The sequence below is a fragment of the Ilumatobacter fluminis genome (assembly GCF_004364865.1).
GTDB lineage: Bacteria > Actinomycetota > Acidimicrobiia > Acidimicrobiales > Ilumatobacteraceae > Ilumatobacter > Ilumatobacter fluminis.
On the sequence record NZ_SOAU01000001.1, the window covers coordinates 3,540,961 to 3,566,855 of the forward strand.

General features: G+C 68.8%; 20 protein-coding genes. 12 read left to right on the forward strand and 8 right to left on the reverse strand.

Features of this window, described 5'->3' with window-relative positions:
- The first annotated feature begins 145 nt into the window (after positions 1 to 145).
- Positions 146 to 2,095, forward strand: a complete 1,950-nt coding sequence (locus tag BDK89_RS16035; RefSeq protein ID WP_133869912.1) for a hypothetical protein — start codon at positions 146 to 148, stop codon at positions 2,093 to 2,095.
- A 91-nt stretch (positions 2,096 to 2,186) separates the two neighbouring features.
- Here BDK89_RS16035 and pgi read toward each other — a convergent pair whose 3' ends face one another.
- Together pgi and BDK89_RS16045 are read right to left on the reverse strand one after the other, a co-directional pair.
- Positions 2,187 to 3,707: a glucose-6-phosphate isomerase gene (gene pgi / locus BDK89_RS16040; protein ID WP_243839191.1), complete on the reverse strand. Its 1,521-nt coding sequence runs from the start codon at positions 3,705 to 3,707 to the stop codon at positions 2,187 to 2,189.
- Between the two features lie 11 nt (positions 3,708 to 3,718).
- Positions 3,719 to 4,372, reverse strand: coding sequence for a 6-phosphogluconolactonase (locus BDK89_RS16045; RefSeq protein WP_133869913.1), 654 nt, complete (start codon positions 4,370 to 4,372; stop codon positions 3,719 to 3,721).
- A gap of 107 nt (positions 4,373 to 4,479) precedes the next feature.
- Between BDK89_RS16045 and BDK89_RS16050 the strand changes: the two genes are divergently transcribed.
- Positions 4,480 to 4,806 (forward strand): hypothetical protein, encoded by a 327-nt coding sequence (locus BDK89_RS16050; RefSeq protein WP_133869914.1) that lies wholly within the window; start codon positions 4,480 to 4,482, stop codon positions 4,804 to 4,806.
- 7 nt (positions 4,807 to 4,813) lie between these two features.
- Here the strand turns inward: BDK89_RS16050 and BDK89_RS16055 are convergent, their stop codons facing one another.
- Positions 4,814 to 5,437 (reverse strand): TetR/AcrR family transcriptional regulator, encoded by a 624-nt coding sequence (locus tag BDK89_RS16055; protein ID WP_133869915.1) that lies wholly within the window; start codon positions 5,435 to 5,437, stop codon positions 4,814 to 4,816.
- 78 nt (positions 5,438 to 5,515) lie between these two features.
- Here BDK89_RS16055 and BDK89_RS16060 point away from each other — a divergent pair, with 78 nt between their 5' ends.
- Entirely contained in the window at positions 5,516 to 6,277 is a 762-nt protein-coding gene (locus BDK89_RS16060; protein ID WP_133869916.1) for a DUF305 domain-containing protein, read from the forward strand.
- Positions 6,278 to 6,334: 57 nt separating this feature from the next.
- On the forward strand, positions 6,335 to 7,999 hold the full coding sequence (locus tag BDK89_RS16065) for a neutral zinc metallopeptidase (protein ID WP_133869917.1): 1,665 nt from the start codon (positions 6,335 to 6,337) through the stop codon (positions 7,997 to 7,999).
- Between the two features lie 105 nt (positions 8,000 to 8,104).
- On the opposite strand, the gene BDK89_RS22210 is transcribed toward BDK89_RS16065, so the two are convergent.
- Together BDK89_RS22210 and BDK89_RS16075 are read right to left on the reverse strand one after the other, a co-directional pair.
- Positions 8,105 to 9,334, reverse strand: a complete 1,230-nt coding sequence (locus tag BDK89_RS22210) for a L,D-transpeptidase family protein (protein ID WP_133869918.1) — start codon at positions 9,332 to 9,334, stop codon at positions 8,105 to 8,107.
- A gap of 147 nt (positions 9,335 to 9,481) precedes the next feature.
- A complete protein-coding gene (locus tag BDK89_RS16075; protein WP_243839192.1) occupies positions 9,482 to 10,252 on the reverse strand; it encodes a glycosyltransferase family 2 protein in 771 nt (256 codons plus the stop codon).
- An 84-nt stretch (positions 10,253 to 10,336) separates the two neighbouring features.
- Here BDK89_RS16075 and BDK89_RS16080 point away from each other — a divergent pair, with 84 nt between their 5' ends.
- The 3 genes from BDK89_RS16080 (at position 10,337) to BDK89_RS16090 (ending at position 13,292) form a co-directional block, all read left to right on the forward strand.
- On the forward strand, positions 10,337 to 10,855 hold the full coding sequence (locus BDK89_RS16080; RefSeq protein WP_133869919.1) for a hypothetical protein: 519 nt from the start codon (positions 10,337 to 10,339) through the stop codon (positions 10,853 to 10,855).
- Between the two features lie 11 nt (positions 10,856 to 10,866).
- A complete protein-coding gene (gene argG, locus BDK89_RS16085; protein ID WP_133869920.1) occupies positions 10,867 to 12,192 on the forward strand; it encodes an argininosuccinate synthase in 1,326 nt (441 codons plus the stop codon).
- 125 nt (positions 12,193 to 12,317) lie between these two features.
- Positions 12,318 to 13,292, forward strand: a complete 975-nt coding sequence (locus BDK89_RS16090; RefSeq protein WP_133869921.1) for an NADPH:quinone oxidoreductase family protein — start codon at positions 12,318 to 12,320, stop codon at positions 13,290 to 13,292.
- A 22-nt stretch (positions 13,293 to 13,314) separates the two neighbouring features.
- On the opposite strand, the gene BDK89_RS16095 is transcribed toward BDK89_RS16090, so the two are convergent.
- Complete coding sequence (locus BDK89_RS16095) at positions 13,315 to 14,403, reverse strand: M20 family metallopeptidase (RefSeq protein ID WP_133869922.1); 1,089 nt, start codon at positions 14,401 to 14,403, stop codon at positions 13,315 to 13,317.
- Positions 14,404 to 14,430: 27 nt separating this feature from the next.
- Between BDK89_RS16095 and BDK89_RS16100 the strand changes: the two genes are divergently transcribed.
- The 3 genes from BDK89_RS16100 to BDK89_RS16110 all read left to right on the forward strand — a co-directional run bounded on the left by BDK89_RS16100 (position 14,431) and on the right by BDK89_RS16110 (position 18,385).
- A complete protein-coding gene (locus BDK89_RS16100; protein ID WP_133869923.1) occupies positions 14,431 to 16,809 on the forward strand; it encodes a CocE/NonD family hydrolase in 2,379 nt (792 codons plus the stop codon).
- Between the two features lie 185 nt (positions 16,810 to 16,994).
- The gene (locus BDK89_RS16105) at positions 16,995 to 17,828 is read left to right on the forward strand and encodes a helix-turn-helix domain-containing protein (protein WP_133869924.1); all 834 of its coding nucleotides are present in this window, start codon (positions 16,995 to 16,997) and stop codon (positions 17,826 to 17,828) included.
- 71 nt (positions 17,829 to 17,899) lie between these two features.
- Positions 17,900 to 18,385 carry a GNAT family N-acetyltransferase gene (locus BDK89_RS16110; protein WP_166657626.1) on the forward strand — a complete coding sequence of 162 codons (486 nt, stop codon included), beginning with the start codon at positions 17,900 to 17,902 and terminating at the stop codon, positions 18,383 to 18,385.
- 91 nt (positions 18,386 to 18,476) lie between these two features.
- Here the strand turns inward: BDK89_RS16110 and BDK89_RS16115 are convergent, their stop codons facing one another.
- A complete protein-coding gene (locus BDK89_RS16115) occupies positions 18,477 to 19,364 on the reverse strand; it encodes a carbohydrate kinase family protein (protein ID WP_133869926.1) in 888 nt (295 codons plus the stop codon).
- A 106-nt stretch (positions 19,365 to 19,470) separates the two neighbouring features.
- Here BDK89_RS16115 and BDK89_RS16120 point away from each other — a divergent pair, with 106 nt between their 5' ends.
- Together BDK89_RS16120 and BDK89_RS16125 are read left to right on the forward strand one after the other, a co-directional pair.
- Positions 19,471 to 22,908: an indolepyruvate ferredoxin oxidoreductase family protein gene (locus tag BDK89_RS16120; RefSeq protein ID WP_133869927.1), complete on the forward strand. Its 3,438-nt coding sequence runs from the start codon at positions 19,471 to 19,473 to the stop codon at positions 22,906 to 22,908.
- Positions 22,909 to 22,928: 20 nt separating this feature from the next.
- Positions 22,929 to 23,588, forward strand: coding sequence for a metal-dependent transcriptional regulator (locus tag BDK89_RS16125; protein ID WP_133869928.1), 660 nt, complete (start codon positions 22,929 to 22,931; stop codon positions 23,586 to 23,588).
- Positions 23,589 to 23,693: 105 nt separating this feature from the next.
- Here BDK89_RS16125 and BDK89_RS16130 read toward each other — a convergent pair whose 3' ends face one another.
- Positions 23,694 to 25,832, reverse strand: coding sequence for a HelD family protein (locus BDK89_RS16130; RefSeq protein ID WP_133869929.1), 2,139 nt, complete (start codon positions 25,830 to 25,832; stop codon positions 23,694 to 23,696).
- Between the last annotated feature and the right edge of the window lie 63 nt (positions 25,833 to 25,895).

The following is a 25,895-nucleotide window of genomic DNA, read 5'->3' on the forward strand; positions in this document are numbered from 1 at the left end:
GTTTGCCCGCGGTCGGTTGATGTCAGACATCAACCGACCGATCGGCGGGTCTCACCCTCGACGAACTGGTCGGTTGATGTCTGACATCAACCGACCATGCTCGAGATCGCGGGCGGACGGGTGTCCTCGGGTTAGCTTCGCCGCCGTGGGTGGAAAGCTCGTTGGTTGGTTGGTCGCCGTCACGCTGGTGTGCACGTCGTCGGGGTTGGTCGAGGCGGGACCGAGTGGTGGAGCACTCCCGCCGCAACTCGTCCAGGTACTCCAGGTCGCCGGGAACCACGGGGTACCGAACGACGCCGAGATGGTCGCCGTCAACATCACCGCCGTCGCACCCGCCGAAGCCGGCCACATCACCGCATACCCGTGCGACCAAGACCTCCCCACCGTCTCCAACCTGAACTACGGCCCCGACGACGTCGTCCCCAACCTCGCACTGGTCCGCATCGCCGACGACGGCTCGATCTGCATCGCGACGCACGCCGTGGTCGACCTCGTCGTCGACGTCGTCGGCTACGTGCCCGCAGGATCGACGATCACCGCCCTCGACACACCTCGTCGCGTGACCGACACGCGCGCCTCGCGCCGGCTGGCCGGCGGCGATCGCCTGCAGATCGAACTCGATCGGTTCGTCCCGGACGACACCAGGCTCGCGATGTTCAACCTCACCAGCGTCGGCGCAACCGCCCCAGGCCACACGACCGTCTTCCCGTGCACCGACGACGTGCCGGCCACGTCGTCGCTCAACTTCGAGCCGGGACGTACCGTCGCCAACTTCGTCATCGCCCGTCTGTCCCCGGACGGACGCGTCTGCCTCCACACTCATGCGGCGAGCCACTTCGTCGTCGACCTCGTCGCGTACTCGAGCGGAGGCATGACCACGCTCGACCGGCCGCGGCGCATCCACGACTCCCGCGCAACGGGGCGACCCGTCTCCGGAGGCGACACGCTGCGCCTCGACGTCACCGACCTGCGCTCGATCCCCGACTCCGCTACCGCCGCCGTCTACAACCTCACTGCGGCTGCACCCGCCGCCCCCGGCCACGCCACGAGCTACCCGTGCGACACCCGACGTCTCGAGGCGTCGAACCTCAACTACCGGCCAGGACGGAACTCGGCCAACGCCACGATCACCAAGCTCTCGGCGACGGGCGAACTCTGCATCCATACACTCGCCACGACCCATCTCGTCGTCGACCTCATCGGCTACACGACTGATACGAACGACTACGTCCCGCTCACCCCAGAGCGCATCGAGGACACCCGTAGGGGCTGGCGACCGACGTGTGATCTGGCAATCGTCGAATCGGCGATCCGAGGAGATCGACTGGTCGATCGAAGTGGCGAGACGGTGAGCGAACTCGCCCTCACCAGCCTGCCGGACGATGCCCAGCTCGAAATCCACCCGGACTGCGAGTCGTTGATCGTGCTGGACGCCGAGGCGGTCCACCGCTTCGAATGGTCGACGAATCGCATGACGACGATCAGCACCGAGCACCATTCGCACGTCAACGTGCTCGGTGATGGCACGATCGTCGGCTACCGCAGTGAGTTCGAGGACGGATGGCCGACCGGGCGACAGATCGGCGAGAACATCGAGACCGGCGAACCGATGGTCACGTTCGTCCCCGGCGACGAGTCCTTCGACGAGCGGTGGGCTGTGCCCGGGTCGCACGGAGCGCCGACGCTGAGCGACGACCGGGCTGTCTTCGCGTATCGCGGCGAGGTGACGCATCTCTCGACCGGCGACGTCGTACAGTTCGGGCAGGGTCAACTCTCGCCGAATGGCGCGCTGGTGCTCGGCAAGGCACGGCGAGCGACGATCGGTCCTGAGCCGGACGGACCTCCCGTCGGCACGACGAGCATCCATGTGCAGTGCGACGTCAGCACGTCATGGGGTGATCACGTGACGACGATCGACGTCGAGATCCCGTCGCAGTACGCATGGTGGTTCGAAATTTGTGCCTGGGCCAGCGACGGCAGGGTGATCGTCGGCGGCGACGGCTCGTGGTACTCGGTCGATCTGTACGGGCCTCAACGTTCGGTGTTCGAGACATTGGACCGCGCCGACAGCTGGTTGCTCCATCACTATCGCTGACTGTCGGACATCGTCCGACGACACCATCCGAGCGGCCCCGAGCCACGCACCCTGCCGACTGGTCGGTTGCTGTCTGACATCGACCGAGACATCAACCGCTCGTCGAGCGGCGGGCGCGGTACCAGGCGATGGCGTTGTTGGTGCTGGTGTCGTGCTGGGTCGGGTCGGGGTCGCCGGTGAGTTCGGGGGTGATGCGGTTGGCGAGTTCCTTGCCGAGTTCGACGCCCCACTGGTCGAAGCTGTTGATGCCCCACACCGTTCCCTGCACGAACACGATGTGCTCGTAGAGGGCGATCAGCTGCCCGAGCACCGACGGGGTCAGCCGGTCGGCGAGGATCAGGGTGCTCGGCCGGTCGCCCGGGAAGTTGCGGTGCGGCTCGTCGGGGTTCCGACGCCCGAACGCCAACGCCTCGGCCTGCGCGAACAGGTTGCTCATCAAGAGGTCGTGGTGGTTGCGGTAGGGGTGATTCGGCGTGGCGAAGCCGATGAAGTCGACCGGCACGATCCGGGTGCCCTGATGGAGCAGCTGGTAGAACGCGTGCTGCCCGTTGGTGCCCGGTTCGCCCCACACGATCGGACCGGTGTCGCCGGCCACGAGATCACCGTCGAGGGTGACCTGCTTGCCATTCGACTCCATGTCGAGTTGCTGGAGGTAGGCCGGGAAGCGGGCGAGTTCCTGCGCGTACGGCAGCACCGCCTTGGTGTCGCGGCCGAGATCGTCGCTGTGGTGGATGCCGATCATGCCGAGCAGCACGGGCGCGTTCTGTTCGAGCGGTGCGGTGCGGAAATGCTCGTCGATCGTGTGGAAGCCGTCGAGGAACGCTCGGAAGCCGTCGGGCCCGATCAGGATCATGAGCGACAGACCGATCGCCGAGTCGACCGAGTAGCGCCCGCCGACCCAATCCCAGAACCCGAACATGTTGGCGGTGTCGATGCCGAACTCCGCGACCCGTTCCGCGTTGGTCGACACGGCGACGAAGTGGTCGGCCACGGCATCGTCGCCCAGGGCCTCGACGAGCCACGACCGTGCCGTCCGGGCGTTGGTCAGGGTCTCGATCGTGCCGAACGTCTTCGATGCCACGATGAACAGGGTCGATGCGGGTTCGACGCGCTGCAGCGTGCGGTGGATGTCGGCACCGTCGACGTTCGAGACGAAGTGGCACGTGATCCGCGGGTGGCCGAACGCCTCGAGCGCCTGCGCCGCCATGGCCGGACCGAGGTCGGAGCCGCCGATGCCGATGTTGACGACGTCGGTGATGCGATCGTCGGCTCGCACCCGATCGGCGAATGCCGACATCGCGTCGAGCACCTCGTGCACGTCCGGGACGACGTTCTCGCCGTCCGCCTCGACCACGGCGTCGCGGGGCGCACGCAGGGCCGTGTGCAGCACGGCACGATCTTCGGTGACGTTGATGTGCTCACCGGCGAACATCGCGTCGCGCCGTGACTCGACACCGGCATCGCGAGCCCGTTCGAGCAGGTCGGCGAGGACGTCGTCGTTCAGCGGCTGCTTGGAGTAGTCGATGCGGAGGTCGCCCGCCTCGACCACGTACCGCTCGGCGCGGCCCGGGTCGTCGGCGAACAGGTCGGAGAGGGGAGGCGTGCCGATCACGGACGGGAACGCTAGTGGAGCGGCGCGTCGGGTGCGGCCGCTGCGTCGAGGTAGACCCAGGTGTCGGACCGTCGCACGCGTGTGATCGGGAGGTCGTCGTCGCCGAGCAGCCACCGTTCGATCATCGGCCGCTTCCGCTCCCCCGTTGCCAGGACGACCCGGGCACGGGCCGCTCCGACGACCGGCTGGGTCAGGGTCATGCGTGGCAGCCCGTTGAACTCGTCGACGAGTTCGACCGGGCGGTCCGAGGTCGGGATCGCCGGCCGACCCGGCGGCCATGACGCCGTGTGTCCGTCGTCGCCGACACCGAGGTGGACGACGTCGAAGCGGTCGGGCAGTCCGGCGGCGTACCGCCGGGCCGCCGCACGCAGGTCGGCGGCCGTGACCGGCATGGCGTGAACGCGACAACGCTCGGCGAGGCCGGTGAGCTGGTTCGCGTTGCGGGCGTCGTCGCCGTCGGGTGCGACCCGTTCGTCGACCTGCCACACGGCGACGTCGTTCCACGGCACGTCGAAGTCGAGCAGTGCCTCGAACATCGGCGGCGCCGTGCCCCCACCGCTCACTGCCAGCGACGCCGATCCCCGTCGCCGGACGGCATCACGCAGGCGTGTAGCCAGCTTCGAGGCGGCCTCGACGGCGGGGCGTTCGCTGACGCTGATCTCCACCCGACCAGTCTGTCACGAAGATATTTCCAGGGTCGGCCGAAGCCGATCTGCCACAGTGGTACATCCGGGGTGTGCAAGCGGGCACGCCCGGCGGAAAGGAATCACCCATGAAATCACGTTTGTTCGCCACCCTCTCGGTCGCTGCGCTGGCCCTCGCTGCCTGCGGCGGCGACGACGACGGTGGCGGCTCCCCCCAAGATCAGGTCGCCGACATGATGATCGATGCTCTCAACGAAGAAGACATGGAAGGCGTCGAGATCGACGAGGACTGTGTCCGTGACCAGATCGGTGAGCTCAGCGACTCCGACGCGGAACTGATCCTCGAGGCCGGCCCCGACGGTGACCCCGAGGGCCTGAGCACCGACGCCGAGTCGATCGGCATGGCGATGCTCGACTGTGTCGACATCGACGTGTCGGCGGTCCTCGACGAGTGATCGGTCGCTAGACCCGGGTATTGAGCAGCGAGCCGTCGAGGAAGCGTTCGAGCACCTCGACGGCCGCTGTGTATCTCGACGCGTCGCCTGCGGCGTGTGACATGCGGGCCAGGCCGGTCATCACCGACCCGAGCAGGTCGGTGAGGGCGCGCAGATCGAGATCGGGAGCGAGTTCACCGCGTTCGTGAGCCGCCTCGACCAGACCGGCGAAGAAGCGGGCGTGGCGCCCGCGCTGGGGCGTCATCAGCGCCAGCAGATCGGGGTGACGGCGGGTCTCTTCGGTCACCGCCACGATGAAGCCCGTGATCGACGGATCGTCGAGCGAGAGTTCGGCGGCGCGCCGTAGGACCGCTCCGTACTGGTCGAACAGGGTGTCGTGTTCGGATGCCGCCTGTTCGAACTCGCTGTAGAGATGGTCGACGGTGCTGCAGTAGACGTCGGCGTACAGTTCGGCTTTCGATTCGACGTAGTGGTAGATCGCGCCGGAGGTGATGCCGGCGTCCTGCGCGATCATCCGGTTCGTGGTCGCCCGGAACCCGTCGCGGGCGAAGCGGACGCGCGCCGCCCGCAGGATCTTCCGTCGGGTTTCGGCCGAGTCGCCGTCACGTGGTCTGCCCACCTTGCTGGACATGTGACGAACGTAACAGCGACGACCGACCAACGACCCATCGGAGGCCCGCTCTCAGCAACGTCGTGGCACACTTGAACCATGGAGCGGAGTTCAGCCGACCTCAGCGATCTCTCCCTCGACCAACTCGTCGAGCTCGAGCGTCGCGCCGACGAGCGGGCCGAGGCCGACGAGGCAGCCGCTCGGGAGTCGGACACCGCCGACGACGAGCTCCTGTTGCCCTGGTGGCAACGTCCGTTCAACATCGTGGTGCTCGTCGTGACCGGCGCACTGCTCGCCGGCATCGTGGGGTGGGCGATCGGCGACTCCGGTGACGTCCCGGCACACAACGAGGTCGACACCGGCTTCCTCCAGGACATGCGCGTGCACCACGAGCAGGCGGTGCTGATGAGTGTGATCTACCGCTCCCGGCCCGACATCGACCCCGGCATGAACACCGTGGCCCGCAGCATCATCCAGGGGCAGAACATCGAGATCGGCCGCATGATCCAGATGCTGCGGACGCTCGGCGAGGCCGAGGCCAACGAGTCGGGCACCTCGATGCTGTGGATGTCGATGGTGGCCGAGGACGACCAGATGCCCGGCATGGCGAGCGAGGCCGAACTCGACGAGCTGGCGGCGTCGGAGGGTCGGGTCGCCGACATCATGTTCGCCGACCTCATGATCGAGCACCACTTCGGGGGCATCGAGATGGCGGAGTTCGCGGTGCAGAACGCCGAGTACGACGAGGTGCTCTTGTTCGCCGAGTCGATGGCACACGCCCAGGAGTCCGAGATCCGCGAGATGCTCGACGTCATCGCGGCGGGCATGGACGAGGTCGAGGTCCAAGAGGGCCAGGGCTAAGACCTTCCTGAGAGCGACGATCCGCCGCCTCGGGCACCCACACCTATCATCGACCACGTGAAGAGGCCGACCGCTGCGATCGCGTCACTCGTGACCCTGTCGATCGTCGGCGCCGCGTGTGCGAACGACAGTGGCGTGCGGGTCCAGTCGGCGGTCCCGCTGGTGACCGAACCGGCGCCGTCGTCGAGCGCACCGACCGTCGACACCACGCCCGACACGTCGACGGCCGACACGACGATGCCGTCGACGATCCCACCGGCGACAGTGCCACCGACCACGGCGGCCGACGTCACCGAACCGTTGGTGATCGAGCCCGAGCTCAACGCCTCGGTGCCGTTCGCCGACGTCTTCGACGTCGACCCGAATCGCATCCCGAACGAGCACGACGAGTTCGCTGCGGTGGCGTTCACCGACGTCGAGCGGTGGTGGACCGAGGTGTTCCCCGAGGTCTACGGGGAGCCGTTCGAACCGTTGCGCGGCGGGGTGTACGTCGGGTCGCCGACCCGCACGACACCGATCCCCGGATGCGGCGAGCCCGAGACCGACTACGACGAGCTCCAGCTGTTCGTCGCGTTCTACTGCAACATCGGCGACTTCATGGCCTACGACGAGGGCGCCGACCCGGCGGTCAGCCTCCTGACCCCGTTGGCCGATGCGTTCGGCAGCTCGGTGCTCGGCGTCGTCCTGGCGCACGAGTACGGCCACACGATCCAGGAGCGGATTGGCGCCTTCGAACGCCCACTCGCCACGATCCTCACCGAGCAGCAGGCCGACTGCTTCGCCGGGGCCTGGACGGGGCAGGCCTACCGAGGCGAATCACCCCTGCTGCGGCTCGGCGACACCGACGTCCGCGCCGGCCTGCTGGCGATGCTCGAGGTCCGCGACCCGGTGGGCACCAACCAGTTCACACCGGGCGGCCACGGCTCGGCGTTCGATCGGGTCGGCGCATTCCAGGTCGGGTTCCTCGAGGGACCCGCCCGCTGCGCCGAACTGCTCGACGACCCGCTCCCCCTCATGCCGAACGAGTTCCAGCAGTTCAGCGCCGACGAGTTCTTCGAAGGGAATGCGCCGTACGACTGCGACGCCCTCGATCCCGAGCTTCGCCAACAGATCTTCGGCGACGACTGCTCGTCGGCCCCCGAGTTCCTCGCGGCCGATCTGATCAACTTCTGGCAGCTGTTGTTCCAGGACGAGCTCGGCGAGACCTTCGAACCGTTCACCGTGGCGACGACGACCGATCTGTCGACCGTCACCTGCGCCGACGCTCGGAACCTGACGCCGCAGGTCACCGTGTGCCCGGCCGAGCGGGTCGTGGTCTACGACGAGCCCGAGGTGGTCCAGCTGTACGACGAGTTCGGCGACTTCACCCTCGGCTACGTGTACGGGATCGCCGCCGCCGAGCTCGTCCAGCTCGATCTCGGTTCCGATCTGACCGGCGAGGCGCGGGCACTGCTGAACGACTGCTACACCGGGGCATGGGTTCGCGACATCACGCCCGACGACAACGGCGCCACACCGCGCAACCAGCGTGACGACGACGGTGACGGCGTCGCCGAGTCGACGGTGGCAACGTCGCCGGGCGATCTCGACGAGGCGATCCGCATGACGATCCTGCTGGGTGACATCGGCGTGAACGTCGACCAGATCGGCACCGCGTTCGAGAAGATCGACGCCTTCCGCACCGGCGTCCTCGGCGGCCTCACCTCCTGCTCGGCTGGCTGAACCGGGCGGAACCAGCGTCCGAACGGGGTCGGATACGTTTCGTCGCCGACCGCCTCGCCACTTACCCCGACTCCGACGAAACGTATCCGACCCCCTTTCGGCGGGTCAGTCGTCGGTGTCGGGTTCTTCGGCGGCGGGGGCGACCGTGGTCGACGTGGTGGAGGTCGTCGACGTGGTGGTGGTCGTCGGCGGCTTCGTCGTGGTGGTCGTAACCGGTGCCGGCGCCTCGGTGGTGGTCGTCGTGGCCTCGGGGACCGTCGTCGTCGTCGAGGTGGTGGTGGTCGTCGTCGACGTGGTGGTCGTCGTGGCGTTCGGATCCGGGTAGTCGAAGCGCATCTGCATGGCCTGCTCCGTCTGGTTCCACGGGTCGACCTGACCGTCGTAGATCAGCACCTGATCACCGATGTCGATCATGCCCTGCAGCTTCTCGCCCAGGTACTGCGACACGCGGATGCAGCCGTGCGACGCGGGCTGCAGCGGCACCGTGAGCGCGCCGTGGATGGCGATGCCCTGGTTGATGTAGATCGGGTCGTACATGCCGCCGAGCGCGCTCTGACGACGACCCTCGATCATCTTGTACGCCTTGAAGACGCCGGGCGGCGTGTAGGAGCGACCGCAGCGGGCCTCTTCGACCGGCTCCTCGAGCGGCACGCCCTGGTTGTTCGTGTCGATCGTCACGACCTCGCAGTACTCGGCCGCGATCTGGTCGAAGTCGTTCCACGGGGTGTCTTCGGTGACGTTCGGCGCCAGCTCGCCGGTGGAGATGTGGGTGATGACCGCCGGTTCGTCACCGTGGAACACGACCATGACCTGCTCCTGCAGGTAGATCTCGACGTGGTCGGCCAACCCGCCACTCGGGGCCCGCGGCTTGACCTTGATCGGGTCTTGCATGCGGTCCCACATCTCGGGGGTGACGCGGCCGGTCGCCTGAGCACGTGGCGTGCCGAGCACGAGCTTCTCGAACGCCCACACCGACTGGATGGTGAGACCGCCGTAGACGCCGTCGGTCGGGCCCGGATCGAAGCCGAGCTCGACGAGGCGCTCCTGCACCATCTGGACCTCGCTGCCGGCCATGCCGTTCGACAGGGTCTGGCTGAGCGTTGTCTTGGCGATCGTCGACCCCTCGTTCACGACCTGATCTTCGGGGGCCACGGTCACTGCCGGTTGGGTGTTGACCGTCTCGACGGGTGCGGCCGTGGCGAACGTCGTCGATGCCGACGTCTCGCCTCCGCCGCTGCCCGAGATCACGCCGGCCGCGACGACCGCGGCGAGCAGGCCACCCGCAGCGGCGGCGGGCAACCATTTCGAGAGGGGACTGGACTGAGCGGCGTTCACGAGATGACGAGGTCGGTGGGGGTGGTGAGAGTCATGGGTGCGGTGTGGTCCGCACCAGGCTACAAGGAGACAACCCCTCCCCCGGCCGCGCGATTCCCTGGTCGCGTCGTTATTTCAGCCGGTGGGCAGCGCTCTGACGAGACAGCATCAGCGGACGCGTTCGACCTGGTCGAGATCGGCCCGCAACGACCACATCTCCTTCAGGATCGTGCCGATCACGCCCGGTGAGCTGAGGGTCGACTCTCCGCGCGTGCGGGGGAAGTAGTCGACGCCCATCTGCATGATCTCGTACCCCATGCGGGTCGCCCGGATGACGAGCTCGGCGTCGATGAACGAGCCTTCCGACTTGAGCTCGATGTGGTCGAAGATGCGTGCCCGGCACAGCTTGAAGGCGAAGTTGATGTCGCGAACCTTGACGCCGAACAGCGCCTTGATGAGCCCGTTGTAGACGAAGGTGTAGACCGCCCGCAGCGTGCCCTCGCCCGTGCGGTCGAAGCGGTACGCCGAGATGATGTCGACGTCGTACTCGCGCAGGATGCGGACCGCTCGCGGCAACTCGTTCATGTCGAACGGCAGGTCGGCGTCGGTGTAGAGGATCAGGTCGCCGGTCGCTGCCGCGAACCCGGTCTTCATGGAGCCGCCGAGCTTGCGGTTGCGTTCGTGGTGGATGACCCGGATGTGCGGGTCGCCAGCGGCGAGCGCATCGGCGAGTTCGGGCGTGCGGTCGGTCGACTTGTCGTCGATGACGATCAGCTCGTAGTCCTGGATGTCACCCCGTTCGACCAGGCCCTCGCAGGCCCGCTTCCCGAACGCGAGGGCGCGTTCGATGTAGTCCTCCTCGTTCCACATCGGGTAGAAGACCGAGAGCTTCTGGAAGGTCGGGCCGGTCGGTCCGGCTGAGTTGGTCGTATCCGCCACGAGCAGCGACAGTAACCGGAAGCGAGCTGAGAGCCACAGCACGCCCGCCGGGGCACCGGCGGAGCGACCCCGTAGAGTCGTCGTGTGCCCGAGTCCCAGGCCACCGACGCCTCCACCACGCTCCCGCCGCCGCCCGGCGTCGTGACCGAGCAGGTCCGCCTCGTCGAGGCACCACGTGCCGGTGAGTTGGCGACGGGTTGGCGGGTCGTCACCGCCTGCCTGTGGATCTCCGTCATCGTGGCGTTCGCCGCGGTGTGGAGCACGAGCGTGCAACTCGGTCTGTCCACCTGGTGGCTCGGACCGCGGGCCGACCCTCGGTCGCCGATCATCCGGCTGGCCCCGTTCGTGGCGCCGCTGCTGATGACGATCGCTGCGTTCAACAACATGCGGCGGATGGCGTGGTACGGGATGGGCGCCTCGCTGGTCACCGCCGTGTTCGGCATCGTCGACCTCGGACGCGCGCCGCGGCTCGCGGCGGTCGAGCTCCTCGTCGCCGGCCTCGCCTTCGCCGTGTCGGCGGCGTCACTCACCGGGACCTACCGGCCGGTCGACGTCGGTGCCGGCGACGGATCGGCCGAGTCGGCCGACGACACCGTCCGGTAGCTTCGAACCCCATGTCGAAGGTGCTCATGTCGCTGCCGGTCGGAGACCGGGTCGGAATCGCGTTCTCCGGAGGTCTCGACACCTCCGCTGCGGTCGCGTGGATGCGTGAGCGCGGGGCGATCCCGTACACGTACACCGCCGACCTCGGCCAGTACGACGAGCCCGACCTGTCGGGTGTGCCCGGTCGGGCGAAGGTGTACGGCGCCGAGGAGGCCCGCCTCGTCGACTGCCGGGACGAGCTCGTGCGCGAAGGCCTGATGGCGCTGCAGTGCGGCGCGTTCCACATCCGCACCGCCGGCCGCACCTACTTCAACACGACCCCGCTCGGTCGTGCGGTCACCGGCACGCTGCTGGTGCGGGCGATGAAGGAGGACGGCGTCGACGTGTGGGGCGACGGTTCCACCTACAAGGGCAACGACATCGAGCGGTTCTACCGCTACGGGCTGATGGTCAACCCGAACCTGCGGATCTACAAGCCGTGGCTCGACCCCGAGTTCGTCGACGAGTTGGGTGGTCGCACCGGCATGAGCGAGTTCCTGCAGGCCCGCGATCTGCCGTACCGCGACTCGGTCGAGAAGGCCTACTCCACCGACGCCAACATCTGGGGCGCCACCCACGAGGCCAAGGCACTCGAAGAGCTCGGCACCGGCATGGAGATCGTCAAGCCGATCATGGGCGTCGCACACTGGGACCAATCGGTTGCGATCGAGCCGGAAGACGTCTCGGTCACGTTCGAGGACGGTTGGCCCGTCGCCATCAACGGCAACGAGTTCGAGTCGCAGGTCGACCTCGTGCTCGAGGCGAATGCGATCGGCGGTCGTCACGGCCTCGGCATGAGCGACCAGATCGAGAACCGCATCATCGAGGCCAAGTCGCGCGGCATCTACGAGGGGCCGGCGCTGGCGCTGCTCCAGATCGCCTACGAGCGGCTGCTCACCGCGATCCACAACGAGAACACCCTCGAGAACTACGCCACGATGGGGCGTCGCCTCGGTCGCTTGCTGTACGAGGGTCGCTGGTTCGACCCGCAGTCGCTGATGCTGCGCGAGCCACTCCTGCGCTGGGTCGGCTCGGCGGTGTCGGGCGAGGTGCACATCCGCCTGCGGCGGGGCGACGACTACTCGATCCTCGACACGGTCGACACCAAGGGTGTGTTCACGTACGAACCCGAGCGCCTGTCGATGGAGCGGGTGGAGGACGCCGCGTTCGGTCCGCTCGACCGCATCGGTCAGCTCACGATGCGGAACCTCGACATCACCGACAGCCGCCAGAAGCTCGACGTCTACCGCAACGCCGGCACCCTCACCGGCAGCTCCCTCCTCGAACTCGAAGACTGACGAACTCGCACCTGGTCGGTTGATGTCAGACATCAACCGACCGGTCTGCGACGGCCACCCGCCTTGCTGGTCGGTTGATGTCTGACATCAACCGACGTCGACCCGGTCACCTAGTGTCTGCGTCCATGAAGGCTGTGGTGTGTCATGCGTTCGGGGCTCCTGAGGATCTGACGGTCGACGAGCTCGACGATCCGGTGGCGGGCGAGGGCGAACTCGTCATCGACGTGAAGGCGGCGGCGGTCACGTTCCCCGACACCTTGATGCTCGAGGACAAGTACCAGTTCCACCCGACGCCGCCGTACATCCCCGGCGCCGAGGGTGCGGGCGTGGTGTCCGAGGTGGGCCCCGGGGTCGACGGCTGGCAGGTCGGTGACCGGGTCGTCGGCGGCCTCGGCACGACCGGTGCGTACGCCGAGAAGATGGTGATCCCCGCCCTCGCCGCGAAGCGCCTCCCCGACGGGGTCGACTTCGAGGTCGTCACCGGCCTCAACTACGCCTACGGCACCACGCTCTACGGCCTGAAATATCGCGGCGAACTGCAGCCCGGCGAGACGATGCTCGTCACCGGTGCCGGCGGCGCCGTCGGCCTGTCGGCGGTCGAGATCGGCAAGCTGATGGGTGCCCGCGTGATCGCCGCGGCGTCGAGCGAGGAGAAGCTCGAGCTGTGCCGCCAGCGCGGTGCCGACGAGACGATCAACTACGCGACCGAGAACCTCAAGGACCGCGCCAAGGAACTCACGAACGGCAACGGCGTCGACGTGGTCTACGACTGCGTCGGCGGTGACAAGGCCGAACTGGCCCTGCGGGCGATCGGGTGGGAAGGCCGCTTCCTGGTGATCGGGTTCACGGCCGGCATCCCGGCCATCCCGCTCAACCTGGCGCTGTTGAAGAGCTGCCAGATCATCGGGGTGTTCTACGGCGCGATGACGATGCGCGAGCCGGACAAGAACGCCGCCATCAGCCAGCAGTTGATCGACTGGGTCGCGAGCGGCGACCTGGCGCCGCACGTGTCGGAGCGCTTCCCGCTCGACCGGGCCGGCGAGGCGATGCGGGCCCTGATGGACCGCAAGGCGCTCGGCAAGCTCGTCGTCACGCCGTAGCCACGCCAGCGTCACCCCATCGTCACGGCGCCGGGATCCGCTCCAGGATCCCGCGCAGCAGCGCCACGCGAGCCGGCAGCGTCGATGCGTCGACCCACTCGTGATCGGCGTGGGCGCCGCCGCCGACGGCCCCGAGGCCGTCGAGCGTCGGGACGCCGAGCGCAGCGGTGAAGTTGCCGTCGCTCGCCCCACCGACGGCGACGCCGACCACACCGGGATCGGCTTGCTGCGCGAGCGGGAAGAGGGTGGCCGACGCCGACTCCGGCATCGGTGGGCGCCCGATCCGGCCGAGCACCTCGATCGTGGCACGCTCGTCGACCGGGGTGAGCGCCGCCATCGCCGCCTCGACGCGGTCCTTCTCCTCCGGCCCGGTGACGCGCACGTCGACGCGGACGCGGGTCTCGGCGGGCACGACGTTGTCGGCGGTGCCGGCCTTCGCGACGGTCGGCGTGACCGTGGTGCCGGCCGCGGCGTCGCCGATCGAGGCGATCACGAGCACCTGGTGTGCCGCCTCGATCAGGGAGTTGATCCCGGCATCGGGGTCGAGCCCGGCATGCGACGCACGGCCGTGCACGACGACTTCGAAGGTGCCGGCGCCCTTGCGGCCGGTCTTGATGGCGCCACCGTCGCCGCTCGGTTCGAGCACGAGCACGTTGCCGCACGCCTGTGCCCGCTCCTCGAGCAGGTCACGTGACGCAGCGGAGCCGACCTCCTCGTCGGCGGTGAACAGCATCTCCACGCCCGACGCGTCGTCGAGTTCGGCGACGGCATGGATCGCCTGCACGATGCCCGCCTTCATGTCGAACACGCCGGGACCCGTGAGTTTGCCGTCGGCGTGACGGAACGGACGCTCGGCCAGAGCACCCAGCGGGAACACCGTGTCGTGGTGACCGAGGATCAGCACCGACGGCTCGCCGCCGCCCGACCAGTGCACGTGCGGACCGACCGGACTGTCGATCAACGACGCCGCTCGACCGGTGCGCTCCTCGATCAGCGCCGCGAGGTTCTCCGCCGACGCCGTGCAGGCGTCGACGTCGAGCGACGGTGACTCCACCTCCACCAGACGTCGGACGTCGTCGACCAGGACTTCGAGTTCTGCCACGGCGGCCACCGTACCGGGCGGCCAAGATGGTGGACCATGCGGCGCACCGCCATCGTCATCGCATTCGCCTCCGTCGTCGCCGCGTGTAGCGGCGGCGACGTCACCAGCACCCCGGTCGACACCGGACCGGAGCCGTCGGCGTTCATCCCACCCAGCAGCACGACTGCACCGGACGCGAACGACGGTGACGCCGGCAACGGTGGCGACGGGAACGGGGACGACGGCGAGGTGCTCCCGACGGTGCCGCCCGCGCCGACGACCCGACCCGCACCGACGACGTTGCCGCCGTCGCCCGAGGTCAGGGCGACGTTCTCGGTGTCGCCGGGCATCGAGCAGGTGACCGTGCGCGGCGCCGAGCCCGACACCCTGCTCACCCTCGTCGATCGGGACGGATCGACGCTCGCCGCTTTTCCGACCGACGCCAACGGAGCGCTGATCTTCCGTGACCTCGACGGCGGAACGATCGTGCGCGTTCGCGACGAGGCGTCGGTCTCGTCGGAGGTCAAGGTGATCGGGTTCGGCGACACCCCGACGCCGTCGTTCTACGCCGAACAGCGCCTGCCGACCGACGGGCTCGGCTACATCACCACCCGTGACGGCACGACGCTGTCGGCGAGCGTGTGGCTCCCGGGCGAACCGGGCGACGGGCCGTACCCGACCGTGGTCGAATACTCCGGCTACACGCCGAGCGACCCCGGATCGACGGGCTTCCCCGACCTGTTCAACGCGCTCGGGTACGCCTACGTCGGTGTCAACATGCGCGGCACCGGATGCTCCGGCGGCTCGTTCCGCTACTTCGAACACGCCCAGAGCACCGACGGGTACGACGCGATCGAGGTCGTCGCCGCCCAACCGTGGGCGCTCGGCGGCCGGGTCGGCATGGTCGGGGTGTCGTATCCCGGCATCAGCCAGCTGTTCGTCGCCCGAACGCAACCGCCGAGCCTCGCGGCGATCACCCCGTTCAGCGTCATCGCCGACAGCTACGCCTCGACCCTGTACCCGGGCGGCATCCTCAACACCGGCTTCGCCGTCCCGTGGAGCGAGGCCCGTGAGGCCGACGCCGAACCCGAAGGCCAGGCCTGGGCCGCCGCCCGCATCGCCGCGGGTGACGACACGTGCACCGACAACCAGCTGCTCCGGCTCCAGAACGTCGACCAGACGGCCGTGATCCTCGACAACCCGTTCTGGACCGAAGCGACCTCCGGCGAGGTCGCGCCCCGGACGTTCGTCGACGAGATCACCGTGCCGACGTTCGTCGCCGGGGCGTGGCAGGACGAGCAGACCGGCGGTCACTTCGCCACCATGCTCGACGGCTTCACCGGCACCGACGCCTTCTACGCCTCGCTGACGAACGGCCTCCACACCGAGTCGATCGGACCGGCGGTCTTCCCCCGGTTCGTCGAGTTCCTCGACCTGTACGTCGCCGAGCGGGTCCCGTCGCTCGACGGCGCCCGAACGGTCGCGCCGCTGCTCGCCGCCGGCATCTTCGGGACCGACGCCGCCACGTTGCCCGATGGCGATCGCTTCGCCGGGATGACGTACGACGAGGCGCTGACCGCGTTCGAGGCCGAGCCCCCGATCGAGGTGTTGTTCGAGGAGGGTGCGGCCGACGGTCTGCCGCCGCTCACACCGCTCCCCCGCTACTCGGCCGGGTTCGACGCCTGGCCGATCCCGGACGCCCAGGCGACGGCGTGGTACCTGTCGGGTGACGGCGTGTCCGGTGGCGTGCTCGCGAGCGAGCCGACCGACGCCGAGCCGGCATCGACCACGTACCTGGCGCTGCCCGAGGCCATTCCGCAGACGTTCTACGAGGGGTCGAGCTCGAGTATCTGGACGGTCGACGTCACCTATGACTGGCAGGAGTCGGGCCCCGGCACGTACGCCGGCTGGCTCACCGAACCGCTCGCCGAGGACGTCGCCGTGATCGGTTCGGGGTCGGTCGACCTCTTCCTCCAGTCGAACCTGGGCGACACCGACGTCGAGGTGACCCTCACCGAGGTTCGCCCCGATGGTCAGGAGCTGTACGTGCAGAGCGGTTGGCTGCGGGCCTCGCATCGCGCCCTCGACGAGGCTGCGTCGACCGAGCTGCGGCCGGTCGCCACCCACCTCGAGGCCGACGCGGCGCCGTTGCCCGACGGCGAGTTCGAACTCGTCCGGGTCGAGATCCTGCCGGTCGGGCACGTCTTCCGCGCCGGTTCGCAGCTGCGGCTCGTCGTCGACGCACCCGGCGGCAACCGCGCCGTCTGGGCGTTCGACACCACGATCGCCCAGGGCGAGCAGGTCACCATCGGTCACGACACGATCACCCCGTCTCGGCTCGTCCTCCCGGTCGTCGATGGCATCGACGCACCCGATCCGGCGCCGGCCTGCGATTCGCTCCGCGGCCAACCGTGCCGCACCTACCGCGCCCCGTGACCCGACGACGGTCGGATGAGGTCAGACCTCATCCGACCGTCCTGCACGCTCGACCCTGCATCACAGGTCGGATGAGGTCTGACCTCGTCCGACCGTCCTGCACGCTCGACCCTGCATCACAGGTCGGATGACGGGTGGGGGTGGCACCTGGCACCCGGGGGTGAGGATGTGGTCGACTGGGTCGGATGAGTCAGACGACCGATCACCGCAGCGAACTCGCGGAGTTCCTGCGCGCTCGGCGTGACGCGGTCACCCCCGAGCAGGTCGGTCTGCCGCGAGGAGCGTCGCGGCGGCGCACGCCCGGCCTCCGGCGCGAAGAGGTGGCGATGCTCGCCGGTGTCTCACTCACGTGGTACACGTGGCTCGAGCAGGGGCGACGCATCAACGCCTCTGACGACGTGCTCGCCGCGATCGGTCGAGCTCTCAAGCTCGACGACGCCGGCATCGAGCACCTCCTGGCGATCGCGCAGCCCTCCGCCGCACCGGTCGAGGCACCCCAGGAGGCGCCGACGGCACTGGTCCGACTGATCGAGGCGCTCGACCCGGCACCCGCCTACGTGCTCGGACCGCGCTGGGAGTTCCTCGCGTGGAACGCAGCGCAGGCCCGCCTGTACCCGCGTATCGTCGAACTCGACGGCGTCGAGCGCAACCTGCTGTGGGTGCTGTTCGGCGACCCGGCGACGCGGGAGCTGATCGTCGACTGGGACATCCACGCCCGACAAGCACTCGCCGAGTTCCGTGCCGGCACCTCGACCCTGCGCGGCGACCCCGGCTTCGCCGAGCTCGTCGACCGGCTCCACGGCGTGAGTGACGACTTCGCCCGCTGGTGGCGCGAACACGACGTGTCCGGCTTCGAGACACGGATCCGACGGTTCCACCACCCGGCGGCGGGTGAGTTGACCTTCGAGTACCAGCAGTTGGCCCCGCTGGAGTGGCCGAGCCTGCGGGTGAACTGCCAGCTACCGGTGCCCGGCGACGACAGTGCCGAGCGGCTCGCCGTCCGGCACTATCTCGTCTGATCGCAGATCGGAAACACAGGGTTCACACGCCCGACCGGCCTCGTTCAAGTCGTGCCGTCATGATCGTGGGCATGCACAACGAGGACACCGACACCGTCGAGGCCCTGATCGTCGCGGCCGACCATCCATCACTGGCCGGCGACATCGACGAGTTCCTCACCCGCTTGCAGGTCGAGCGTCGCTACTTCGGCCCGACCGCGAGCAGCCGTCCCAAGCCGACGCGGGCGTTGCTCGCGTCGCTCCGCCAGCGCGGCGGGTTCCGGATGGCGGTCTTCGTCGAAGCGCAGGTCGTCGGGTTGGCCCGCATCGACGGTGCCGGCGAACTCTTCCTCGCCGTCGCGCCCGAGTACCGCAACGAGGGCCTGGGCACCGAGCTCGGCCGGGCGATGGTCGAGCGGGCGCGGCAGCTGCACTACACCCGTCTCGTGATGCGGTCGTCACACCGGTCGGGCGCGATCCGGCGGGTCGGTGACGAACTGGGGTGCATGGTCGTGGACGGCCATCACGGCCGGACCGAGTTCATCCTCGATCTGCTGCCGTCCGAGGTCTCCGCCTGACACCCGGTCGGTTGATGGTCGGTTGATGTCAGACATCAACCGACCGACCCGGGCGTCGGGTCACACACACCCGGTCGGTTGATGTCTGACATCAACCGACGACTTCCGGGCGGGTCGGCGGGTCGGCACCGCGGCGGGTACAGACGATCGCCGCGACGCGGGCGCCGAACGCGGCGGCATCGGCCAGGCGGTCGAGATCGTCGAACGCCGTCAGGTCGCCGCCGTCGGCCCACGCGACCAGGAACCCGGCCCCGAACGAGTCGCCCGCACCGACGGTGTCGACGACGTCGACCGGCATCGACGGCACGCGCCGCTCGCCTGATCCGGTCACGACGTGGGCGCCGTCCGCTCCGGCGGTGAGCAGCACCACCTTCGGCCCCCGCTCGAGCAGGCCGCGAGCGGCATCGAGCGGCGCCGCACCCGGGACGAGATAATCGAGGTCGTCGTCGCTCACCTTCACGACGTCGGTGTGGAGCAGGATGTCTCGAACCCGATCGACGTACCGCTGACGATCGGGGATGATGTGCGGCCGACAGTTGACGTCGACCATCGTCATCCCGTCGAAACCGGCGACCGTCGCCGCGACCGTGTCGGCCATGGGTTCGAGGACGAGACCGAGACCGCCGGCGAACAGGACGTCGCCCGTCGTCGTCGGCGGCGCGTCGAGTGCCGGGGCCGTGGTGCCGGCGAAGTAGAAGCGGTACGACGCCGCGCCGTGTTCGTCGAGTTCGGCGGCGGCGAGCGTCGTCGGCAGGTCGACCCGTGGAGCGGTCGACGTGTCGACCCCGTCGTCGGCGAGACGACGTGCCAGCATCGTCCCGAACCGGTCGGTCCCGAGCGCGCCGGCGAACGCGACGTCGCCACCGAGACGCCCCACCCCACGTGCGGTGTTGAACGGGGCGCCGCCGGCCGCTGCCTCCACCGACCCGTCCGGGTCGATCACGAGGTCGATCAGTGCTTCTCCGACGACGACGATCACGGCATCGAGTGTGCCACACGGGCCACAACCCGATCCGTGTCGCCCGGAGGAGCGACATCGGGGTGTCGCGAATGACGAGCGGCGCGAGTTGGGGCAGTATGAGGGTGTGACCGATACCGCACGACCGGACGTGTCCGCCTACGAGCTCGCCGACCGGTACCGCCGACAAGACGGCCGGGTCTTCGTCTCGGGACTCCAGGCGATCGCCCGTCTGCCACTCGACCAGCTGTTGATCGACCGGGCTGCCGGGCTGAACACCGCTGCGTTCATCAGCGGCTATCAGGGATCACCGGTCGGCGCCTACGGCGACGAGGTCGACCGGGCGATCAGGGCCGTGCCCGATCTGCCGATCGTCAACCAACGCGGCGTGAACGAAGAGCTCGGCGCGACGGCGGTGATGGGCAGCCAGCTCGCCGTCACCCTCGACGACTGCAAGTACGACGGCGTGCTCGGCATCTGGTACGGCAAGGCGCCCGGCCTCGACCGGGCGAGTGATGCGATCCGACACGGCGTGTTCGCCGGTGCCGCACCCAAGGGTGGCGTCGTCGCCGTGGTCGGCGACGATCCGAGTGCCAAGTCGTCGACCCTGCCGACGTCGAGCGACGCGACGTTGCACGACCTCCACATGCCGGTGCTGTACCCCGGTGACGCCCAGGAAGCGCTCGATCTCAGCCGTCACGCCGTCGCCGTGTCGCGGGCGTCGGGGATCTGGGCCGGACTGAAGGTGGTGACGGCGGTCGCCGACGGCACCGGCACGATCGACGTGCACCCCGAGCGCGTGACGCCGATCATCCCGGAATGGGAAGTCGACGGGAAGCCCTACGTGCCGCAGCCCAACGGCCGACTGATCACGCCGTACACGTTGGAGATGGAGCAGGAGTTCCACGAGGTTCGCACCCAGATCGCACGCGAGTACGCCGTGCTGAACCGGCTCAACCGGGCGACCGTCTACTCCGGCGACGACTGGGTCGGCATCGCGGCGTCCGGCCACACCTACCACGAACTGCGCGAGGCGCTCCGGCTGATCGGCCTCGACACCGACGACGACCTGCGCGCCGCGGGCATCCGGCTCGCGCAGCTGATGATGCCGCTCCCGCTCGACCGCCACGACGTGCGACGCTTCGCCCAGGGGCTGAGCGACGTGATCGTCGTCGAGGAGAAGAACCCGACCCTCGAACTCCTCGTCCGCGACGCCCTCTACGACGTCCCGGACCGGCCGCGCGTCTGGGGCAAGATCGACGAGGAGGGTCGCTCCCTGCTCCCCTACAACGGCCTACTCGACGCCACCACGATCGTCCCGGCGCTGCGCCACCACCTGTCGAAGCGGATCGCCGACCGACTCGCGCCCGAGCCGCCACCCGAACGCCAGCGCGACCTCATCCCACTCACCGTCAACCGTGCGCCGTTCTACTGCTCGGGGTGCCCGCACAACCGCAGCACCCGAACCGAGTCGGGCACCCTGGTCGGCGGCGGGATCGGCTGCCACGGCATGATCGCGTTGATGGACCCCGAGCGGGTCGGCGACATGGTCGGCCTGACCTGCATGGGCAACGAGGGCACCCAGTGGATCGGCATGCAGCCGTTCGTCGAACGCGACCACCTGATCCAGAACCTCGGCGACGGCACGTTCTTCCACTCCGGCTCGCTGGCGATCCGGGCATCGGTCGCTGCCGGCACCGACATCACCTACAAGCTGTTGCACAACGGCACCGTGGCGATGACCGGCGGCCAGGACGCAGCCGGCGCCGTCGACGTCCCCGAGATCGCGACGATGCTGAAGGCCGAGGGTGTCCGACGCATCATCGTGACCTCCGACGCCCCCGAGCGTTTCGACGGCGTCACGTTCCCCGCCGGCGTCGAGGTGTGGGACCGGGTCCGGTTCGACGAGGCCCAGACCACGCTCGCCGCGGTGAAGGGCACGACGGTCCTGATCCACGACCAGGGATGCGCGGCGGAGAAGCGGCGAGCCCGCAGCCGCGGCCTGATCGCCAAGCCGGGGTTCCGGGTCGTCATCAACGAGCGCATCTGCGAGGGTTGTGGCGACTGTGGCGACAAGTCGAACTGCTTGTCGGTCCAGCCGATCGACACCCCGTACGGCCGCAAGACCGCGATCCACCAGACCAGCTGCAACTTCGACATGACGTGCCTCGAGGGCGATTGCCCGGCGTTCGCGACCGTGAGCGTCGACCCCGACGCCCGACCCGAGGCGCGCGAGATCCCCGCCGCGCCGACCGAGTTCCCGACCCCGACGTGGTTGGTCGACCCGGACGAGTTCTCGCTCCGCCTCTCCGGTATCGGTGGCACCGGCGTGGTCACGGTCAGCCAGATCATCGGCACCGCGGCGATGCTCGACGGCTTCCACGTCCGCGGCCTCGACCAGACCGGCCTCTCCCAGAAGGCCGGCACGGTCACGAGCGACGTCCGGGTGTCGCGGATCGCGCCGGCGTCGTCGAATCACGTCGTGCCGGGCGGGGTCGACTGCTACCTGTCGTTCGACCTGCTGTCGGGCGCCGGCGACAAGCATCTCGAAGGTGCCAGCCCCGACCGGACGGTCGTCGTCGGTTCGATCGACGCGGTCCCGACGGGCGAGATGGTCGTCGACCCGGGCGGCAAGCCGTTCCCGTCGTTCGACGTGTTGCGACGCCGCCTCGACCAGTCGTCACGGGCCGAACACAACCGCTACGTCGACGCCGGTGCCGTCACCGGCGGCCTGTTCGGGAGCACCGCCACCGCCAACATCTTCGTACTCGGCGTGGCCGCTCAACTCGGTGCACTCCCGATCGCACCCGAGCACGTCGAACGGGCGATCGAACTCAACGGCGTCGCCGTCGACACCAACATCGCCTCGTTCCGGTACGGACGCCAGTGGGTCGTCGACCCCGACGGTGTCGAGGCGATCGCCGGCATCACGACGCCTCGCGTCGAGACGCTCGACCAGCTCATCGACCGGCTGGCCGACGATCTCGCCGACTGGGGCGACCGCGGCGACGCCCGGCGGTTCCGGAAACAGATCGATCGGGTTCGCAGCGCCGAGCGACGCATCGACGAACACTCGACCGTCCTCACCGAGGCCGCCGCGCGCCACCTCCACAAGCTGATGGCGTACAAGGACGAGTACGAGGTCGCCCGCCTGGCACTGCTCGACGAGTCGCAGGCCCGTTACCGGGCCGTCGGTGGCGCCGACACGCGGGTCACCTACCATCTGCATCCGCCGATGCTGCGCGCGATGGGCATGCAGAAGAAGCTGAAGTTCGACAAGACCGGCGCCCCGTCGTTCAAGGCGCTCCGGGCGATGAAGCGACTCCGTGGCACCAAGCTCGACCCCTTCGGCTACGCCGAGGTCCGCAAGGTCGAGCGGGCGATGATCCCCGAGTTCGAGGCCGCGCTCGACACCATCGTCGCCGGGCTCGACGCCACCAACCTCGACGAGGCGGTGGCGATCGCCTCCCTCCCCGATCAGGTTCGCGGCTACGAGGACATCAAGCTCCGGCGCGCCGAGGCGTACCGGGTCGAGCTGGCGGCCCGCGTCGCCGCCTTCGGCTGAGGTTCACGTAGACTGACGACATGCCTGCGGCTGGTGAGCACCACCCGGCGTTCGAAGAGTACTGCGAGTGCATCTTCGAACTCGCTGAGGACGACCTCGACGTGATCCAGGCGCGGATCGCCGACCGACTGCAAGTCAGCCGGCCTGCGGTCAGCGAGATGATCCGACGCCTCGAGGGTGAGGGTCTGATCACGAACGAGGGCAAGATCTCGCTCACGCCGAAGGGCCTCGAGCTCGCGCAGCAGGTCGTGCGACGACACCGGCTCGCCGAGCGCTTCCTGACCGACGTGTTGCAGCTGTCGTGGGCCGAGGCGCACCACGAGGCGGGCAAGTGGGAACACGTGATCAGCGAGAACGTCGAGGTGGCGATGAACCGCCTGCTCGGCGATCCGACGACGTGTCCGCACGGCAACCCGATCCCGGGGAGTGACTATGTCGAACTCGATCTGTCACCGCTGTCCGACCACCCGGTCGGTGAGCGGTTCACGGTCAAGCGCATCCCCGAAGAGCTCGAGTTCACACCCGGGTTGCTCGAGTTCCTCGAGCAGTCGTCGCTGCGTCCCGGCAGCTGCGGTGTCGTGACGGCGGCGTCACCCGACGGCACGTTGACGGTCGACATCGACGGTCAGGGCGTCGTCGGGGTCGGCTCCTTCGCCAGCGAACGCATCCTCGTCTCCTGACGACGAACGGTGTCGGAACAGAAGGGGTCAGGCACCTTCTGTTCGAGACGTCACGGTTGGCGCACCCCGCCCCTGTGAGAACAGAAGGTGCCTGACCCCTTCTGTTCAGGTGAGGGAAGCGGGGAGGCCGTCGGTGTGGACGATCGAGAGTCGCTGGGTGGGGCGGGTCAGGGCCACGTAGAGGGCTCGGAGGCCGTGCTCCTGATCGCTGACGATCCGCGCCGGCTCGACGACGATGACGGCGTCGAGCTCGAGACCCTTCACGACGCTCACCGGCACCACGGTCAGCAGCTGATCGAGTCCGGCGGTCGCCGCGCGGCCGTGCGGGTGCCCGGCCAGGACGAGCGCCTCGGACAGATCGTCGCACAGGTCGTCGGGGGCCACGATCGCGATCGAGGCCGTGGGCAGCTCGGCGCGCAACCGCTCGACCTCGGTGACCACACCGTCGTTGCGTGACGCCACCTGCTCGATCCGAGGTTCGGCGTCGCCGACCCGCACCGACTCGGGCGCACGCAGACCCGGCGTCGCCGCACGCATCACCCGGTTGGCGAGCGTCATGATCTGCGACGGGATGCGGTAACCGACGGAGAGACCGATGACGCGAGGCGGCTTGCGGTCGGGCAGGTACTCGAGCACGTCCTCCCAGCGATCGGGTGCCAGCGGGCCCGTCGCCTGGGCGATGTCGCCGACGACCGTCATCGACCCGTTGAGCGAACGACGCGTCGCCATCTTGAGCTGCATCGGCGTGAGGTCCTGGACCTCGTCGATGACGATGTGCCCGAACGTGCGGATCTCGTCCGCCTCGTCGATCTTGCCGCCCTTGCCGGGCTTCGGGCCGAGCACCTCGCGAGCGTCGTCGAGCAAGGCCACGTCGGCCGGCGTCCAGCGCACATCGTCGACGTGCTCGCTGCGTGCACGGTGCAGCGCCTTGTACTCGTGCTCGGCGAACACGTCGCCGGCGGCGAGTCGCAACAGCGCCATCGACCCGAAGAGGTCGTGCAACAGTTGGGCGGGCGTCAGGACCGGCCACATCCGGTCGAGCGCCTCGCGGACCTCGGGCAGCGAGCGGATCTCGCCACGGACCTGCCGGGGCGAGACGTCGGCACGGGACGAATCGGCGAGCGCGTTGTAGAACTCGCCCTCGACCCAGCGCCGCGCCGCGTTGTGACGACGGAACCGGCGGCGTGCCTGCTTGACGATCCGGGCCGACTCCTCGGCACGGAGCCGGACGTAGCCGGCGCCGTAGGGCACGACGAGGTCGTCGCGCAGCGGGCGCTCACGATCGTTGACGGCATGGTCGATGACGTCGCTCATGCGAGCGTCGCCCTTGATCTTCTGGGCGAGCGTCGAGTCGGTCGCCTCGTCGCGGGTCGCGAACCGCACGCCCGGCACGAGGTCGGCGAGGGTGACCTGGTCGATCCCGGCCTCGCCGAGGCTCGGCAGGACCTGCTCGATGTACTTGAGGAACACGCGGTTCGGCCCGATCACGAGGACGCCCTGGTCTTCGAGCGGGAACCGGTGGGTGTACAGCAGGTAGGCGGCTCGGTGGAGCGCCACGACCGTCTTGCCCGTGCCGGGACCACCCTGCACGACGAGGACGCCGGCCTGTGGCGATCGGATGATCTCGTCCTGCTCGCCCTGGATGGTGGCGACGATGTCGCCGAGCGTGCCGGTACGGCCGCGCTCGAGTGACGCGATCAGCGTGCTGTAGCCCCGCAGGTTGGCGGCGCCGCCGGACGATTCCGCGAGGCCCTCGTCGTGGCCGAGGCCGAGGTGCCCGTCGCCGAAGAGCTCGTCCTCGATCCCCAGCAGCTTGCGTCCCTCGACGGCGAAGTGCCGACGCCTGGCGAGGCCCATCGGCTCACGGCCGGTGGCGCGGTAGAACGGTTCGGCGACCGGGGCCCGCCAGTCGATCACGACCGGTTCGGCGTTCGGGTCGGCCACGGCGAGGCGCCCGATGTGGAACGACTCGAGTTCGTCGGTCGGGGCACCGGCGTCGTCGGTGGCGTGACGGTCGATCCGACCGAAGACCAGTGCGGCATTGCCGAGGTCGAGATCGGTCAGTCGCTTGAGCAGGGCCTCGTCGAACGCATTGCGCTCGAACCGGGCCTGGAACGTGCCGCCGAGGTCGGCCTCGTTCAGGTCCCGCAGCTGCCAGGCAGCCTGCTTGCTCTGTTCGAGACAGTCGTACGCATGGTCGACGTACGCCTGCTCGTCGGGAAGATCAGGATGGTGTTGCGTCATTCGTTCGGTGGAGACCGTGCGGCGGCCGCAACCGCCGTAATTGGGGGTCGATGTACTCTATCG